Annotated in this window: 17 protein-coding genes; 9 read left to right on the top strand and 8 right to left on the bottom strand. The window is 51.4% G+C overall.

The window, feature by feature from the left end:
- Nucleotide 1: 1 nt before the first annotated feature.
- The 4 genes from NBH01_RS11305 to NBH01_RS11290 are packed head-to-tail and all read left to right on the top strand — an operon-like array spanning nt 2 to nt 2578.
- Nucleotides 2-583 (top strand): conjugal transfer protein TraO, encoded by a 582-nt coding sequence (locus NBH01_RS11305; protein WP_055268692.1) that lies wholly within the window; start codon nt 2-4, stop codon nt 581-583.
- Nucleotides 584-605: 22 nt separating this feature from the next.
- Entirely contained in the window at nt 606-1055 is a 450-nt protein-coding gene (locus tag NBH01_RS11300; RefSeq protein ID WP_117978519.1) for a DUF3872 domain-containing protein, read from the top strand.
- On the top strand, nt 1042-1698 hold the full coding sequence (locus NBH01_RS11295; RefSeq protein ID WP_010992663.1) for a hypothetical protein: 657 nt from the start codon (nt 1042-1044) through the stop codon (nt 1696-1698). The genes NBH01_RS11300 and NBH01_RS11295 overlap by 14 nt, the downstream gene beginning before the upstream one ends.
- Before the next feature lie 31 nt (nt 1699-1729).
- Nucleotides 1730-2578 (top strand): hypothetical protein, encoded by an 849-nt coding sequence (locus tag NBH01_RS11290; RefSeq protein ID WP_117922803.1) that lies wholly within the window; start codon nt 1730-1732, stop codon nt 2576-2578.
- 151 nt (nt 2579-2729) lie between these two features.
- Here NBH01_RS11290 and NBH01_RS11285 read toward each other — a convergent pair whose 3' ends face one another.
- The 7 genes from NBH01_RS11285 to NBH01_RS11255 all read right to left on the bottom strand — a co-directional run bounded on the left by NBH01_RS11285 (nt 2730) and on the right by NBH01_RS11255 (nt 8252).
- Nucleotides 2730-3173, bottom strand: coding sequence for a JAB domain-containing protein (locus NBH01_RS11285; protein ID WP_117513373.1), 444 nt, complete (start codon nt 3171-3173; stop codon nt 2730-2732).
- A gap of 379 nt (nt 3174-3552) precedes the next feature.
- Nucleotides 3553-3774: a DUF7688 family protein gene (locus NBH01_RS11280; protein WP_008629243.1), complete on the bottom strand. Its 222-nt coding sequence runs from the start codon at nt 3772-3774 to the stop codon at nt 3553-3555.
- A gap of 109 nt (nt 3775-3883) precedes the next feature.
- Nucleotides 3884-5596, bottom strand: coding sequence for a ParB/RepB/Spo0J family partition protein (locus NBH01_RS11275; protein WP_117922801.1), 1713 nt, complete (start codon nt 5594-5596; stop codon nt 3884-3886).
- A gap of 149 nt (nt 5597-5745) precedes the next feature.
- On the bottom strand, nt 5746-6294 hold the full coding sequence (locus NBH01_RS11270) for an SLOG family protein (RefSeq protein WP_041926203.1): 549 nt from the start codon (nt 6292-6294) through the stop codon (nt 5746-5748).
- Between the two features lie 11 nt (nt 6295-6305).
- Nucleotides 6306-6515: a hypothetical protein gene (locus NBH01_RS11265; RefSeq protein WP_250700107.1), complete on the bottom strand. Its 210-nt coding sequence runs from the start codon at nt 6513-6515 to the stop codon at nt 6306-6308.
- Between the two features lie 54 nt (nt 6516-6569).
- Nucleotides 6570-7208: a hypothetical protein gene (locus NBH01_RS11260; RefSeq protein WP_250700106.1), complete on the bottom strand. Its 639-nt coding sequence runs from the start codon at nt 7206-7208 to the stop codon at nt 6570-6572.
- Nucleotides 7209-7277: 69 nt separating this feature from the next.
- A complete protein-coding gene (locus NBH01_RS11255) occupies nt 7278-8252 on the bottom strand; it encodes an ArdC family protein (protein WP_117922798.1) in 975 nt (324 codons plus the stop codon).
- A 262-nt stretch (nt 8253-8514) separates the two neighbouring features.
- Here NBH01_RS11255 and NBH01_RS11250 point away from each other — a divergent pair, with 262 nt between their 5' ends.
- The 5 genes from NBH01_RS11250 to NBH01_RS11230 all read left to right on the top strand — a co-directional run bounded on the left by NBH01_RS11250 (nt 8515) and on the right by NBH01_RS11230 (nt 11227).
- A complete protein-coding gene (locus tag NBH01_RS11250; RefSeq protein WP_032843353.1) occupies nt 8515-8832 on the top strand; it encodes a hypothetical protein in 318 nt (105 codons plus the stop codon).
- A 260-nt stretch (nt 8833-9092) separates the two neighbouring features.
- Nucleotides 9093-9719 carry a DUF6630 family protein gene (locus NBH01_RS11245; RefSeq protein WP_117978522.1) on the top strand — a complete coding sequence of 209 codons (627 nt, stop codon included), beginning with the start codon at nt 9093-9095 and terminating at the stop codon, nt 9717-9719.
- 87 nt (nt 9720-9806) lie between these two features.
- Nucleotides 9807-10313, top strand: a complete 507-nt coding sequence (locus NBH01_RS11240; protein ID WP_117978523.1) for a hypothetical protein — start codon at nt 9807-9809, stop codon at nt 10311-10313.
- Nucleotides 10314-10400: 87 nt separating this feature from the next.
- Nucleotides 10401-10991, top strand: a complete 591-nt coding sequence (locus tag NBH01_RS11235; RefSeq protein ID WP_009041189.1) for a DUF4948 family protein — start codon at nt 10401-10403, stop codon at nt 10989-10991.
- A gap of 17 nt (nt 10992-11008) precedes the next feature.
- Nucleotides 11009-11227 carry a hypothetical protein gene (locus NBH01_RS11230; RefSeq protein ID WP_172680450.1) on the top strand — a complete coding sequence of 73 codons (219 nt, stop codon included), beginning with the start codon at nt 11009-11011 and terminating at the stop codon, nt 11225-11227.
- Here the strand turns inward: NBH01_RS11230 and NBH01_RS11225 are convergent.
- Complete coding sequence (locus tag NBH01_RS11225; protein WP_009041188.1) at nt 11185-11979, bottom strand: EFR1 family ferrodoxin; 795 nt, start codon at nt 11977-11979, stop codon at nt 11185-11187. The two genes, NBH01_RS11230 and NBH01_RS11225, sit on opposite strands and share 43 nt — an antisense overlap.
- Nucleotides 11980-11998 lie beyond the last annotated feature (19 nt).

The following is an 11998-nucleotide window of genomic DNA, read 5'->3' as shown; positions in this document are numbered from 1 at the left end:
GATGAAAAGGTTACTGTTCATTATCCTGCTTTTCGGGGTGTGCCTGCATGTGAACCAGGCACACGCCCAACGGTGCCTGCCCGGAATGAGGGGCATACAGCTCACGGGCGGGCTGTCGGACAACATGCGCTGGAAAAACGGCGACGGCTTCGGCTACCACGCCGGGATAGCGGTGAGCACCTACACGAAGAACGCCCACCATTGGGTGGTCGGTGCGGAATACTTGGAGAAGCGATACGGCTACCGGGACTGCCTCTATCCGGCGAGCCAGTTCACGGGCGAGGGTGGCTATTACCTGAACTTCCTTTCCGACCGGAAAAAGATGTTCTTCGCCGCACTGGGGCTGTCCGCCCTTGCCGGGTACGAGACGGTGAACTGGGGCGAGAGCCTGCTGCCGGACGGCTCCCGGCTCACGGATGAGGACAATTTCATCTACGGGGGTGCGCTGACGCTGGAGCTGTCCGCCTACGTGACGGACAAGATTGTCTTGCTGGTAAACGGTCGCCAAAGGGTGCTGTTCGGCGGCGACTGCGGGAAATTCCACACGCAGGTCGGCGTGGGAATACGTTTTATGATTCGATAATAACTGATTGATTGCAAAGTATATGAAAAAGATAATCTATCAAATGCTCACGGGCTGCTACATCGTGGCCGCCCTCGTGCTGGTCGCAGCCTGTAATGACGGGCTGGACATTCAGACGAAATACCCGTTCACGGTGGAGACGATGTCCGTCCCGAAGGAGCTGAAAGTGAACGAGACGGCGGAGATACGGTGCGAGCTGAAACGGGAAGGACGCTGGGAGGACACCCGGTACACGATCCGCTGGTTCCTCTTCGACGGGGAAGGGACGCTCAAACTGGACGACGGCACGGTGTTGCTGCCCAATGACCGCTACCCGCTGGAGAAAGAGACGTTCCGGCTCTATTACACCCCGCTGTCGGACGAGCAGAGCGGCTTCACCGTCTGGGTGGAGGACTCGGACGGTCAGGCGGTCGAGCTGGAGTTCGACTTCAATGCGGACAACGACAAGGAGGACGGGTATGGAACGGAATGATCTGGTTCTATACCTCGACATACCGGAATTTTCCGAAGCCCTGCATGTCTCGAAGTGGCGGACGGACATTGTCCTTCCACAAGCGGGGGACAATATACGTCCGGAAAACCTGCTGTCGGAGAAAACGCTCGCCATGCTGGAGACGGTTTCCGCCGGGGAGGTCTGGGAAGACATGAAGGACGACTGCCGGACCATGCGCCGGGTCGTGGAGCACGAGCTGTTCCGGGTGACGGAACGGGGATTTCACCTGCGCAGGGACGGGACACCGTGCTGCACGCTGACGCTGCAAAGATACCGTGTGCACGATGCCGGAAGGCGGATGAAAACAGAAGTGCCGCCATCCTATCCAGCCCGGGGCGTGGAACGGAAAAGCGGGAAAATCCGGTTTTATTTCCGGAAATACTTTGTGCATATCGACGTGCCGGACACGCTGCCGCAATACCCGGAGGTGCGTGAGTTCGTGAACATAAAGCCGCTGCTCTCGGAGGCGGATAGAAAACTGCTGGCGGAAACGGAATGCGATGAAGCGGAAAGCCTGCTGGAGTGGATAAAGAATGAAGGCTATTGCCATGTCCGGGCGAGATGCTGGACGCCGGACGAGGAGAGCGGCGGATGGATGTGCGTGTTGTCGGTGGATGTTTAAAGGGGTTTATAACAAGAAAAAATGTAAAAACATGGAACGAGAAGAAAGAATGTATCAAGTGCCTTTAGAGATGATATGCAGGCACGACCGCACGGCGGAGGTCTGCCGTGCCGCCGTTGAAGAGGACGGCTGGCAGTTGGAGAACGTGCCCGAGGAGATGAAGACGCCGGAACTGTGCCGGAAGGCGCTGGAAACGGAAGCGGGATTCGGGAACGACTTCCACCGGGGGCTGGTCCAGCATATCCCGTCCCCGGAGGTGTGCATGGAGGTGCTGAAGGAGTGCCGGGAGAACAACCCGGAAGAACTCTACGGGGTGGCGGTGGCTATCCGCCCGGAGGTGATGAACGGCGAAATGGCGGACTTCCTGCTGCCGCTGGACGGCAGGTGCATCAGCATCCTGCCCGTACACCTGCAAACGCCGGAGCGGGTGCGGGTGGCGGTGGAAACATCGGGGATGTCCGCCGTCGGGCGTGGCGGAGTGCCGAAAAGCCTGCTCACGCCCGAGGTGTATGTCAGGTGCGCCGCCCACAGCCGGGAGTCGCTGATGATGATCCCGTGGGCGGAACGCTCGCCGGAGGTCTGCCTGATGGCGAAGACGCTGTACCCGGACTGGGTGAAGAATCACCCGGAGTTCGTGCCGGAGAGCGTGCGTAACCAAGACAGCATCTACACGCTGAACAGCCTGATGGAAAGCCTGACGGGGGAAAAGTTCAGCTACCGGCAAATGACGGACTTCTACAACGGGAAGCCGCTGAATGTGAAACGGATGGAGACGCCGGACGGCGTGCAGAAGGACAAGGCGGTGAAGTTCGACAAGGAGACGGGGAAGTTCTCCTTCTCCGACATCCGGCAGGAGCGGAAACGGGGATTGAAGATGTAGCGTGAGCCGGACGAAATGGAAAGCATCCTTCGGGATGCTTTTTTCATATCCGCCCTATCGTCTTCCGGTTTCTTTTGCTTCTTGTTCTTTTTCCGCCCCGCTCACGAAAGAAAAGAAGTGCAAAAAGGATAGCGAGCAAAAAAGGGGACGCTTAAAGCATCCCCTCGTCCATGTAGCTGAGGTAGGTGTCCTCGGTCAGTATGATGTGGTCCAAAAGCTGTATGCCGATTGCCTCGCAGCCTTTCTTCAACTGGCTGGTCAGGTTGTTGTCCGGCGTGCTCGCCACGGTCGAGCCGGAAGGGTGGTTGTGCGAGAGGATGATTCCCGAAGCATGGGAAACGAGAGCCGTCTGAAGAACGATGCGTATGTCCACCACCGTACAGTCTATCCCGCTGCGTGAGATGCACGAAACGCCCAGCAGCTTGCCTGCCCGGTTCAGGTACATCGCCCAGCACTCCTCGTGGTGCTGCATACAGTCCTCGTAGAAGGTCTTGAGGATGTCGTAAGACTCCTTGGAAGAGTGGATTTTAATTCTCTTGGATGCGTCAGCATCCTTGTAACTTACGGTGATTTGAGGAAAAGACAGTGTATTCATAATGCAAAAAATTAAAAGTGAAACATTTATTTTTTGCTTTGGGGCACGGGGAAAGAACGGACTTCATGCAAGGCTTTTGCGTGGAATACGACCCGAAGGTGTGGAGATTGTGCGCAAAACCGTCAGGTTCAGCCTTGCTACTTGTCCGTTTTTCCCCGTAGATTTGCTAAAAAATGAGTGTGGAGCTTGGCTAAAAATCCGGTAGGTCAAGGGGTTTCTTTTTGCTTCTTTGTCTTTGTCCGCATCCGGCTCACCGAAAGAAAAAGAAGTGCGTCCGAAATGTCGGGTCAATCCTTTCCCACGGGCGGGTAAAAATAGAAGTCCGGGCGGATCGCTACCCGTCCCGGACCTGCGGCGATGAAACATAGAGGGGGGAAGGTTATGGCTTGATTTCCCCCGTTGCGATTAAATTCCCGTCCGAATAATACGCTATCTTCCCGTAGGTAAATCCCATGTCGGGAATGGCTACGAGAGCGATATAGTCCGAATACTCCCTGCCTTTGAGGTTCTTCCCGACAAGGTTGTTGAATATCATGGGGATGCTGCAACCGTCCTCGCTGTAAAGGACGGTTTTCCCGTTCTGTCTGATTTCCTGCTTCATTGTTATCAAAATTTGAAAGTTGAAAAATCGGTTTCTTTGCTATCTTTCTTTTTCGCTACGGCTCACGAAAGAAAGTAGCGGGCGGATTTCTCCGCCCTGCCCTTTGTCCTTAGGCTGCAATCTCTTCGGGTTGCGGTTGTTCCTCGGGTTGCGTTACCTTGCGCTCCCTTGCCCGTTCCTGCACCAAGAGGACGGCTTTCTTTTCCTCGATGCGCTGATGCCGCTTCTCGTACACCCCGTTGTACTCCCTTTCGATGTTGGCGAGTTCCTCCGGCATGTGCCTGCGTGCGAAGTCAAGCAAGAGGGTCGCCACGGTGTTGTTGCCGTATGCTCCCTTGAAATTGGCTACAAGGAAGTCCCTGCGGATGATGGTCTTCATCCTCACGGTGAGGTTGCCGATAATCCCCATCTTGTCTTCGTCCGTGATATACTGCTTGTCTTCCGCAATCCCCACGGCTGCGAAGTGTTCCTTACGGAGCGAGGACAGAAGGAAGAAGTAGAGCATCGTGTCTTCGTCCGCACTGAACTTGCCGCCCGTGATGTCGGCTTCGAGGATTTGTTTCTTGGTGTCCTCCACCGTGCGTTCGAGTGCGATTTCCTTGTTGCGCTCGTCCTGCTTCTCCAATTTCTCCACGGGTGAGAGCGGTGCGGGTGCGGGCGTTCCGTCCGCTGTCTGCGCTTCGGTCACGTTCTCCACATAGCAGAAGTCAATCTCCTTCTGCCCGATTTTGGCATAGATGGTGATTTCCCCCGCTTCGCTCCTGCGGGTGATTTCCTCCTCCTGCTCCATGTAGTCCGCCCATTGCTGCTCGTAGCGGGTGCGGGCTTCCCCGTAGCGTTCGGGGTCGTTGAAATTTTCGGCTTTGGGTTCTTTCGGGCAGTTTGGAAAGGCGGTGTACCTGTCAAGGGTCTCCACCTCGTAGCCCGAAGCGGTTAGCCGTTCTGCCACCGTCTCGTTGGTGCAGTAGCGGTCACGGCAGAGCGACACGCCCGGCTGGGTCTGCATGATTTGCACAGCCCGCTCCATGAGGTAGGATGCGTTCATTTCGGCAAGGCACGTGCGGTTGGCGCAATGCCCGCACCCGCCATCACGGAACAGCAGCAGGTTGTTGGTGTTGTGTGCGCACGTGGCGCACTCGGTCTTGTCGAAGCGGTAGTATTGCAGGTCGGTGGTGAAGTTCTGTTCGATGCGCCTTGCGACATCGGCGGCTTTCAGTCCCCGCCAACTGTTGTACGTTCCCTCGTCCTGCAAATGCTTCTCGTACACCTCACGCTGAATGTCCTCCCCGTATCGGCAGATTTCAGCCGCCACGCTGATGGTCAGCTCGTCCGCTTCCAAAAGGGCGGCGATTTCGGGGATAAGGGCGGTGAATTTCAGCCGTGTGCGGATGTAGTTCTCGTTCTTTCCGAAGAGTTGCGCCAAGGTCTGCACGGTATGGCGTCCGCTCTCGATAAGCCGTTGATAGGCTGCGGCTTCCTCCACGGGTGTCACGTCCTTTCGCTGCAAGTTCTCGGTAATCGCCATTTCCTCGGCTTCCTCGTCCGACAACTCGGTTACGATTGCGGGAATTTCGTCCCTGCCCGCAATGACGGACGCACGGTAACGACGTTCCCCGAAAACAATCCCGTAACGGTCTGTCCCGTCAACGGGGCGTACGGTGATGGGCTGCAACACGCCCTGCCGTTTGATGCTCTCGGCAAGTTCGTAAAGGGCTGCTTCATCGAAACGTTTGCGTGGGTTGAAGCCGCTCGGCTGAATGTCTGCCAATGCTACCATCGTGATGTTTTTCTCTGCTGCTGATTGATTTGCTTTTGTCTTCATAATCTGTTATTTTTAAGTTGATTGTTTATAGTTGTTCTTTTTGATTTTAATAAACCGTCCCGTTCGGGCAATCGGTTTCTTTGCTATCTTTCTTTCCCCGCTCCGGCTCACGAAAGAAAGTAGCGGGCGGAAAATCCGCCCTTACGGGGCTACCTGCGGTTATAGCATACGTTCGCGAACTTCTTTTTCTGCTCTACTGCCCGTTTGAGGGTGTAGAACGTGCCGCCTATGGCTACCGTATCGTAATAGACCATCAGAAAAGCGGAGTTTTCCAAAAGGTAGTCGTTACGGCGCAGGAAACAGCCCTCGGTATATCCGTCCTGCAAGGTTACCACTTCATCGGCTTGCGCCAAAATGGTGTCGTAACGCTGCTTGTCGGCTTGGGTGTACCGTTCGGCTTGTCCCTTGAAGGGGACAACGCATTTCAGACGGATATGCGGGTATCTCTTTTTGAGGTTCAATACTTCTTCTGCTGCGATAAGGTCGAAGCCCTCGCACATTCCCGACAAAAAGGTGTCGTAGCCTTTTTTGATACAATAACTTTCGATGGCTGCGAACGTGTCGAACGCCACCTCCCTGAAGAGTTTCTCACGGTCTGCCGTGAACTTGGCTATACGGTTGGTGCGGTGTCCCGAAAAGGCTACCGTCTTTTCTTTGGTAACGGGTGTTCCGTTTTCTGTCCATGTCCTTGTTTCCATATTGGTAAATATTAGAATATTAAAAGAATGATTATCAGTACGAACACGAAGCCGACAAACAGCCGCCACGCAAGGGCGAAAACAAGCCGTGCCACGAAGTAAAACAGAGCCACGACAAGAAACAAGGCGAAAAGCTGCCCTGCGGCGGTGGTAAGGAAATAAGCCGCCGAAGCCCAAAGGATTAGGCGGTATATCAGTTTGTAAACAAATGCCGTTTTCATGTTCTTGGGTATTGTCGGGCGGATTGCTCCGCCCGTGGTTCTTTAACAGTTCCCTTACGGGATATAGCGGTTATCAGCCAACAGCCGGAACGTGTCGTAATCAGCCGTTCCCCGATAACTTAGGGACAGTTCAAAGGAGAGGTGTCCTTTTTCTATGTAGAAAGTGAAGCGCAAGCCGTTGCGGGTTATCGTCCCTTTCGCATAGTTTCTACGTTCCCAGCTTACGGGTTCGTTCTCGATACTTTTCAAGAAGTCGGCTACCTTTTTCGAATTCTCCGCATTTCCCTGCTCCACCTGCCTGTATATCTGCGTGCAGTAGTTTATCCAATCGTTTATTTTCTTGGCGGTGAACACGCCGATATTGCACGGCTTTTCGTATTGGCTGCCCGCCCTTTCGATGTCGTAGCGGTTGACATATTCAAAGTGTTCCATGTCGGCGGCTATCTTGTACTTGTTCTCTTTGTTTATCTTGTACACATGAAAACGGATGCCGTTGTACGTGAACTCTATGCGCACGCCGTAAAATGCGGGGTATTCACCGCTTACCACGTGGTAGCCGTATTCCGCTTGGGGCATGTACTTCCTTATCTCCTGCATGAGTGGAGACAGCTCTTTTTTTGCCTGTTCCACCTTCTCGGTAAACATAACTTTTATGTTTAACCCGTTAAATTCCTTTTCCGATAATGTTTTCATCGTCTTATGTCTTTAGTGGGGCGGACTGCTCCGCCCGTTGGTTGAAACTCTTGTTCTTTGCTGTCCCGCTTAGGCTGCTGCGGGTTCGTTTATCGGTTCGGTTACCTTGTCGGCAATCATCTTCGCCGCCTTGTTCACGTCCCCCAATATCTCCACCAAAAAGGCGGGTTCTTCCTTTAGCTTGGTGAGCCAGTGTTTCAGATAGGCGGCGTTGTTCTCCTGCGGTGCGGCTGCGTAGCCGAAGAACGCACCGCAAAGGGCTGCGGTAAGTTCGGCGACAAGTTCCTCACGGGCGTAGAGCGCATCCCCGAAGAAGCTGCCGAACGTGCGGTTCAGCCGTTGGGGGCTTCCCGTGCTGTGCGCCATCTCGTGCAGAAGCGTGCCGTAATATTCCGCTCCCTGCGGGAACTGCTCACGCTGCGGGCAAACGATATGGTCGGAAGAGGGCGAATAGTAGGCACTGTCCGAATACTGCACCTTGATGGGGCAATACCAATTTTGCAGATAGACAAGCTCGTCCAACGCCTCGTAAATCATCCCGTCCGAACAGTCTTCGGGCTGCTCCCCCTTCTTCATGCGCTCGTAGCGTTCGGGCTGCTTTTCGGCAAAATCGGTCTGGTCGATGTTGAAGACATTGTAATACTTCATCTGCGGGATGACCTTGTAATTTTCCTGCTCGGTTGCGGGCAGCTTGCGGTATTCCTCGTACTTGATTGTCTTTTTCGTTTCCTTGTGTACCACGAACTTAAACCAATAATAGACGGGAAACGAGCGTGCGCCCTTGCAAACACTTAAATCCTCTTCCTTCGCTTGGTTGAACGTGAGGAACACGGGCAAAGTGAATTTCATGAACTCGGTGTAGAACAATAACATCAAGACATTTCCGCCGTTATAGACTGTCCCTCTGATGTTGCGGGGCAAACCTTGTTCAAGGCTCGCAATCCATGGTTTTTGCCAATCCGTTTTCAAGCACTCGATTTTCTTGATTAACAAATCGGTGAACATCGGTGCAATCTTTTCGATGGTGCTGTTCGTTGTTGCCATAACTCACAAATTTTAATCGTTATTACTCTGTTTTCATCGCTTGTCGCCCCAACCAATTTTTTTCCCTTGGCTGATTGGGAAGAACATTGACCATCATTGATAGCGGAAAAGGTGAATTGCAACCATCTGAAAAAATGGTAAATACTACCCGCAGGGTGGAGATTTGGCATTTTTTGCGGATTTGCTTTCACCTCCGCCTACCTTCGTCAATGTTTTTCCAATCAGCTTAGGGAAAAAATGCCCTGTCAGTCTATTCCAGTCAATGGTAAGTTACTTGCCGGATGCGGGAAAAAGAAGCCATCCGGAGAGCCGGGAACGCCCGTTTCCCAAGGCAAGGAGATACGGGCGGGAGAATACAATGGGAGGACGGTCAGCTTCCGGCTGCCGGACAAACGCCGGGGAACTCTTTCGGACGGCACGGGGCACGGGAAGTTTCGGCGAACAGCCGAAGCCCCGTGTGACGGTACGGACGGACGTGTTCCGTTTGTCCTTCCGCCCGATGTCCGGCTTCGGCCATGCAGCCTGCCGAAGTGGTCGGAAACGGACGCCGGGACGGGACAGCCCGTGCGCCAAGGTTTAAGCGCAAGACAGTGGAATCCCTTTCACCCACGTTAGGGATTGCAGGGGAAAGCCCACAGCATAGCGAGGACTTGCAACGGAAAGCCCGACCCGAAGGGGAACGCCCAAACAACCGCCCGCAGAACTGCTTTTAAGCATACCTTGAAAAAAGGAAGACCGAATATTCCGAAGTTTCGCCCTTATGATATATATTTGTAATTGAGCGAAGATATACAGCGGAAAACGTATATAATTACATATTATCAACGGAAAAAAGACTATATGAATTACAAAGTAATGCTCGCTAAGGTTCTTTCAGAGAAAGAACTTGCAGATATGGATATAAAGAAAATCAAGGAGGACGATGCTCTCCTCGAAAAGCTAATTCGTAAAGAATATGCTTTGGTTGTGGATTGGAGCGGAGAAGAAGGAAATAATTATTTATTCAATTTCTTTAATCAAAGAACTGTTTCTCTATTGGGTAGGCAGTTAGATATATCAAGCAATGAAGTATATCAGCAATTTGACAAAGATATAGATACACCTAAAAGAGGTGATTTCGTGCCTTTTGCACTTGAATACTTTGACAAACATCTTAAATCAAATGGTTTGAGAGTTGTTTTGTTGGATATGGGTAATGATACATATTATATATTTGTCGCACCTAAAACGGATGCTGATAGATTAACGAAAATAAAATCGACTTTCTGGAAGTTCAAATTAGTTTCTTTCCAAAATAAAACTCCGCTTTATGTCGCAAATTGTCCGAAATGTGGCAATATACAATTTTTCGGGTTAGACACAGACATAGACGAAAAAAATCTGGCAGGAAAAAGTTGTAGTGATTGCGGAACATTATTTTGGGATGATAATGGAAATGAAATGGTGGAAATAGAAAAATACTATTAATAACTCGTTAATAATAAGCGGATAAATTTCTCTTAATAGAGTCGATTATCCACCGAATGTTATCTATTTAATAATAAGCATAAAACTATGAGATTCTTAAAAATTATGGGAATATTTACTTCTATCTTAAGTTTATTGAGTTGCGGGCATGGGAATAAACGAGTGACGCAAAACGACGGTATAAACTCCAATATCCCGGTTGCTGCCCGGATTACGATAGACAAACTGCCGGATGTATTGAGAAACGTGCAGGCAGGAAATACTGATTATGATTTTATAGGTATTTGTTCCAATGGTGTGGACTGCATCTACTTTGTGCTGGAGAACGGAAAGTTTTACATAGATTTTGAAGCTATGGGTAAAGAGCAGCTTCCCTACATAGATACCTTGAAACAGTTCGCAAAGGAACATAATTATCCTATTGTCGAAACAACCTATAACAATACTCCGGTCGATTACGAGCATCTGAAATACGCTCCCGTCCTTAGCCTGAAAGTCCATGCTGACATAGACAGTATCGTAAAGGTCGGAAGCCAGATTGAGCATACCATTTTCAGGAACAATGAGCGAACCGTTTACGAAATAGTGCCTTGATTTTGCCAATAAATACATTAAGATTTAGATAACAAACAGCACTGCCGCTTAAAGCGAAACGCTGCCAAGCATCATCTACATAAAAATATGAGAACATTCGCCATAATCCTGCTTTTAGCAAGCCTGTTTGCCGCAAGTTGCGGAGAGCCGCCCATGCCACCGAGCGACGAGGAAATGATACGCCACTTTACCACGCACGAGGCGGCGTTCCGCAAGGTGTACGAAATCATGTCAGAGAGTTCAGAAGGCAGTTTCCACTACCCGCCGCTTTCTCCGGAAGAGGTCATTATACTTGATTCAACAGAGCAAAGCGATACATCCCATGAAACGAATGACGAAGAAGACCTCCCGGTATATGGGCTGCTGAAGCCAGACCGAATACAGCTCGATTCCTTGTTGTCAGAGATTGGATGCGGTCTTGTCCTTGTTGACCGCAGGGAATGGGAAACGGCGGATTCGGTATATGTGAGCCTCGTTATGCCGTACTATTCCCACGGCATCGTGGACGCAGGAACATCCAAGAGTTTCGTTTACGATCCCGGATTGAGAAGCCGCCGGAATATCCGTATCACCGAACACGGCGACCTGAACGAGATCTACCGCAGGACGTACAACGACACCACGTTGTACAAGCCTGTCAAGGAAGGCTGGTACATCGAGTTAGACCATTCACGATAACCTGCAAAGAGGGACGCATGAGGATATTCCAATACATGCGCCGATTCTTCCAGATGATGGCAAGGATGCGTAAGGTCATCCATATCGTTTCTATGACCTGTCGGCATGAACAACGCAAGAACGGGCTGGTTCCGGTGGAATCCTACAAACGGGAAACAGACCGGAATCTCTGGATACGCAGCATAGGAACCCGTCATTCCACACGGTACAGCATCGTTCTTTTTACAGCTGGATGATGGTATTGCAGCCGCCCTTTGGACTTCCCGATCTGAATGACATTCCGGGGACACCAGTGTACGCAAGCATGGCAAGCCTCGCAACCGATTCCCCACCGGGGCACTCCGTTTTTCAGCGTAATATTGTTCACGGGACATACACGTTCGCAGACACCACATCCCATACAACCATTTTCCAAGGAGAAGTTCAAGTGCGAGCGACTGAAAAAGGCATTGAACAGCCCTTTGTGCAACAGATCCGATAACCTGCAATACGGGAAAGGCTTTTTCCGTTTGCCTTTTTTCAAGTCGTCGATTATTCGTGAAGTGTAAAGCTCCGCCCGTTCCAGTATCTTCGTCCTCCTTACTGAAGATACCTCGTATTCCTTCAGGCAGTTCCCTACGGTGGGCAGGTTGTAGCCATAGTCCAGACGCACGCCTTTGCCGGACATGATTTTGTCCACAACGGACACCGCACAGCCCTTGTACGTGTAATATGTGCCTATGGAGAAATAGTACACGCCTTTCCTGAACGGATAACTTTCCAAGAACCGGCGGACAATGCCGGGCAGTCCGCCCATATATACGGGGAATATAAAACCTACGATTCGGGAGTCCGATGCGGTGATTCCAGCTGACGGTGTCATTCTGAACAGCCCGGCTCCTCCAAAAGCCGCCGCAATATCCTGCGACAATTTCAGGCTGTTGCCTGTGGCGGAGAAATAATAGATGGATATTTCTTTGTCGTTTGCCGTTTTGCTTTTATAGTCCATAACATTTATTTTTGCGACA

Origin of the sequence: Bacteroides sp. B1-V-101 (assembly GCF_023656585.1) — a bacterium.
Lineage (GTDB): Bacteria > Bacteroidota > Bacteroidia > Bacteroidales > Bacteroidaceae > Bacteroides > Bacteroides thetaiotaomicron.
Note: the sequence above shows the minus strand (reverse complement) of the source record. Positions and strands in the feature narration are given on the sequence as shown.

What these genes read in the sequence shown, in the direction of transcription:
- NBH01_RS11305 (WP_055268692.1), top strand. Translation starts at nt 2, where the DNA reads ATGAAAAGGTTACTGTTCATTATCCTGCTTTTCGGGGTGTGCCTGCAT.
- NBH01_RS11300 (WP_117978519.1), top strand. Translation starts at nt 606, where the DNA reads ATGAAAAAGATAATCTATCAAATGCTCACGGGCTGCTACATCGTGGCC.
- NBH01_RS11295 (WP_010992663.1), top strand. Translation starts at nt 1,042, where the DNA reads ATGGAACGGAATGATCTGGTTCTATACCTCGACATACCGGAATTTTCC.
- NBH01_RS11290 (WP_117922803.1), top strand. Translation starts at nt 1,730, where the DNA reads ATGGAACGAGAAGAAAGAATGTATCAAGTGCCTTTAGAGATGATATGC.
- NBH01_RS11285 (WP_117513373.1), bottom strand. Translation starts at nt 3,173, where the DNA reads ATGAATACACTGTCTTTTCCTCAAATCACCGTAAGTTACAAGGATGCT.
- NBH01_RS11280 (WP_008629243.1), bottom strand. Translation starts at nt 3,774, where the DNA reads ATGAAGCAGGAAATCAGACAGAACGGGAAAACCGTCCTTTACAGCGAG.
- NBH01_RS11275 (WP_117922801.1), bottom strand. Translation starts at nt 5,596, where the DNA reads ATGAAGACAAAAGCAAATCAATCAGCAGCAGAGAAAAACATCACGATG.
- NBH01_RS11270 (WP_041926203.1), bottom strand. Translation starts at nt 6,294, where the DNA reads ATGGAAACAAGGACATGGACAGAAAACGGAACACCCGTTACCAAAGAA.
- NBH01_RS11265 (WP_250700107.1), bottom strand. Translation starts at nt 6,515, where the DNA reads ATGAAAACGGCATTTGTTTACAAACTGATATACCGCCTAATCCTTTGG.
- NBH01_RS11260 (WP_250700106.1), bottom strand. Translation starts at nt 7,208, where the DNA reads ATGAAAACATTATCGGAAAAGGAATTTAACGGGTTAAACATAAAAGTT.
- NBH01_RS11255 (WP_117922798.1), bottom strand. Translation starts at nt 8,252, where the DNA reads ATGGCAACAACGAACAGCACCATCGAAAAGATTGCACCGATGTTCACC.
- NBH01_RS11250 (WP_032843353.1), top strand. Translation starts at nt 8,515, where the DNA reads ATGGTAAGTTACTTGCCGGATGCGGGAAAAAGAAGCCATCCGGAGAGC.
- NBH01_RS11245 (WP_117978522.1), top strand. Translation starts at nt 9,093, where the DNA reads ATGAATTACAAAGTAATGCTCGCTAAGGTTCTTTCAGAGAAAGAACTT.
- NBH01_RS11240 (WP_117978523.1), top strand. Translation starts at nt 9,807, where the DNA reads ATGAGATTCTTAAAAATTATGGGAATATTTACTTCTATCTTAAGTTTA.
- NBH01_RS11235 (WP_009041189.1), top strand. Translation starts at nt 10,401, where the DNA reads ATGAGAACATTCGCCATAATCCTGCTTTTAGCAAGCCTGTTTGCCGCA.
- NBH01_RS11230 (WP_172680450.1), top strand. Translation starts at nt 11,009, where the DNA reads ATGAGGATATTCCAATACATGCGCCGATTCTTCCAGATGATGGCAAGG.
- NBH01_RS11225 (WP_009041188.1), bottom strand. Translation starts at nt 11,979, where the DNA reads ATGGACTATAAAAGCAAAACGGCAAACGACAAAGAAATATCCATCTAT.